The 3,064-nt window shown below is 41.3% G+C and carries 3 protein-coding genes; 1 reads left to right on the forward strand and 2 read right to left on the reverse strand.

Features of this window, described 5'->3' with window-relative positions; genetic code table 11:
- Nucleotides 1-235: 235 nt before the first annotated feature.
- Nucleotides 236-1,105: an NAD(P)-dependent oxidoreductase gene (locus IJT21_03535; protein ID MBQ7577324.1), complete on the forward strand. Its 870-nt coding sequence runs from the start codon at nucleotides 236-238 to the stop codon at nucleotides 1,103-1,105.
- A 46-nt stretch (nucleotides 1,106-1,151) separates the two neighbouring features.
- Here IJT21_03535 and IJT21_03540 read toward each other — a convergent pair whose 3' ends face one another.
- Nucleotides 1,152-2,225, reverse strand: coding sequence for a TRAP transporter substrate-binding protein (locus IJT21_03540; protein ID MBQ7577325.1), 1,074 nt, complete (start codon nucleotides 2,223-2,225; stop codon nucleotides 1,152-1,154).
- Nucleotides 2,226-2,247: 22 nt separating this feature from the next.
- Nucleotides 2,248-3,064, reverse strand: an 817-nt coding sequence (locus tag IJT21_03545; protein MBQ7577326.1) for a TRAP transporter large permease, incomplete at its 5' end; no start/stop codon positions are given.

Consider the following 3,064-nt stretch of genomic DNA (forward strand, 5'->3'; position numbering starts at 1 on the left):
GCGTTTATGCAAAAGTTTTATCGCGATAAAAAATTTTTTTGCACTATGAGTCGCTGCAAATGAATGAATGATATTAAATTTTTGTATTAGTAGATGTATTAGTAAAATATATTTCTCTTGTGAACGTGAATAAACTTGCGAAAAGATTTAAATATTTTATCACCTCACAATAAATACTGCACGTTTATAATACATGATAATATAATAATTCAATCAAAGGAGGCTGCACAATTTTATGAACATGAAGAAAATAGCTTTTATCGGAGTCGGCAGAATGGGTAAACCTATGGTAAAAAATTTATTGAAGCTCGGCTTTGAAGTTCACGTTTACGCGCGTCAAATAATGAAAGTTTATGACATCATCAGCAACGGCGCAAAATTTCACAGCACAATAAATGACTGTCTCAAAGAGTGCGACGTTACAATTACAATGCTGGGCGTGCCTAAAGATATAGAAGATCTTTATTTCATGCCGGCGGGAATATTCGACAGCGCAAAGAAAGACTCTTGCATTATCGACATGACGACATCGAGTCCGACTCTGGCGAAAATGCTTTATGACGAGGGCAAAAAAAGGGGTCTTCACGTTCTCGACGCTCCTGTGTCTGGAAGTGTGAACAACGCAAAAAATGCGACACTTTCAATTATGGCCGGAGGAGACTCAGAAGATTTCAAAGCGTGCCTGCCTTTATTCCGCGCAATGGGGACAAATATAAATTATATGGGATCTGCGGGAATGGGTCAGCACACGAAATTAGCGAATCAGATTTTAACTGCGGGAGCTTTGGCCGGAGTCTGTGAAGCAATGACCTACGCGCGATATAAAGATATTGACATGACAAAATTTTTGCGTGCAGTCTCAACGGGTGAGGGCGGATCCAAACAATTAGACATGAACGCTCCGAAAATTTTAGACAGGGATTTTACGCCTGGATTCGCGATAAAACATTTTATAAAAGATCTGCTGCTGGCGATTGACGAGTCAAACAAGGAAGCATTAAATCTCGATGTGCTTGTAACAGTTATGAGTCACCTCAAAAAATTGCAGGAAGACGGACAAGGCGAAATGGGGACTCAGTCGCTAATAAAATATTACGGCGGATAAAGAAAAAGACCCGGCGAAAAATGTCGGGTCTCACTGCTGACAAATTTTATTGTGCGGGTGCTGCCTCTGGTACGGGTTCACTCACAGGAGCGGGCGCTGGTTTGTTAGCTTCTGCTGTTTCTGCGAGACTCTTTTCAAGAACTGTAGCGAGTCCGTTTGTAGCGTTGTCGATTCTCCTGTAAAGATCTCTTACACCCTGCATAGCTAATACATCATTGAAAAATGAATTTGGATATTCAATTATAGTCATGCCGCCTGCTTTGAGTTTTTCTTTATTGACCTTGTCGATTTCCTCAAGTTTTGGACGCATTTCCTGTAATGCATCATGAACGGCCTTATCGAGTACTGCTTTATGTTCGGGCGAGAGAGCTTGATAAATTTTGTCGTTAATGCATATCTGATTGCAGTATAAAATATGATTCGTGCACGCAAGATATTTTTGTACCTCGTCAAAATGCGCGCTTGCACAAGTATCGGCTGCGTTTTCCTGAGCGTTTACTGTCCCCTGCTGAAGAGAAATATATAATTCTGCCCATGCTAACGGGGTTGGTTCTGCTCCTATTGCGGTCCAGAAAGACATGTGATTTGCGTTTTCCATTGTGCGTATCTGCAAGCCTTTAAAATCTGAAAGTGTCTCCAAATTCCTGTTTGAAGTCGCAAGCCTGTACGTAGCATTCTGCATGAAGCCTAATAAATGCAAACCGGCCTTCTCGTACGCTTTTGATATTTCTTTATGGAACTCTGAGTCGCCGTTAAGAACTTTATCGATCGTATCACCGTCATAGCGAGCAAATACCATCGGCAAATCAAATACTGCCATTTCCGGAATAAATGACACTATCGGAGCAGTCTGGCAAACTGTAATAGCAATATAACCTTTCTGAGCCTGACGCAATAAATCAGCATCGCCGCCGAGTTCGCCATTAGGGAAATAGTCAATTACGAGACCTGCATTAGCTGCTTTCACTTTATCGCGTATTAATTCAGCAAAAACGTTACCTGCCGCGCCCTTTGCTGTTGTATCTGAAGTAATTAGCCACGTCTCGTCAAATTCTGACGCAGCAAACGCACACGAACTCAATATAAATATGAATACTATCAGGGCAATAAATTTTTTCATGATTATTATTTCCCTCCTTAAATTAACCTACAAGCCACGTGCTTATCTCAGGAACATAGACAATAAGCGCAAGAGCAAGCAAGAACGCAATTATAAACGGTACAGCTTTTTTCGCGACTGACATCGGCTGATCCTGTGAAATATTTCCGGCGACAAATAAATCAAGTCCGAACGGGGGTGTAGCAAGTCCAATTGACAAGCAGCAGACGAGAACGACTCCGAAATGAACGTCATTAACGCCGAGAGCCTTTACAGCAGGAAGAAGAACAGGAGCAAGAATAATGATTGCCGGGCCTGTATCCATAATCATGCCGAGAATCAAGAAAATAATTGTGCAGACAGTCAATACAGAGAATGAGCTGTGGAAATTATTAATAATAAATTCCTGTACCGCTGATGTTGCATGAGTGAGTGATAAGACTCTGCCGAACGCTGTAGCAAATGCAAGAACGAAAGCAAGTCCGCCGTAAGTTTTTACAGAGCTGATTAAGAATGCAGGGAGCGCGCTTAATTTAATTGTACGTTCAATGAATAAGCACACTATAATTGCATAGAAAACGGAAACAACTGCTGCTTCAGTGGGCGTGAAGAATCCCGAATAAATACCGCCTAAAATAATAATCGGACACATTAACGCCCAGAAAGATTCTTTAAACAATTCCCAGAAACCTTTTGAGCTTATCTCGTCGAGCCTTTGTTTAATTTTTGCTTTGTCCTCGCCCTTAGTAGCGCAATAGAAAATAGCATAAATCATCAGGAAAACGCCGATTAATATACCCGGAATGACTCCGCCCAAAAATAATTTTCCTGTTGATACGTCAGTCGCGAGTGAATAAAGC

It is taken from the genome of Synergistaceae bacterium, assembly GCA_017443945.1.
Taxonomy (GTDB): domain Bacteria; phylum Synergistota; class Synergistia; order Synergistales; family Aminobacteriaceae; genus JAFUXM01.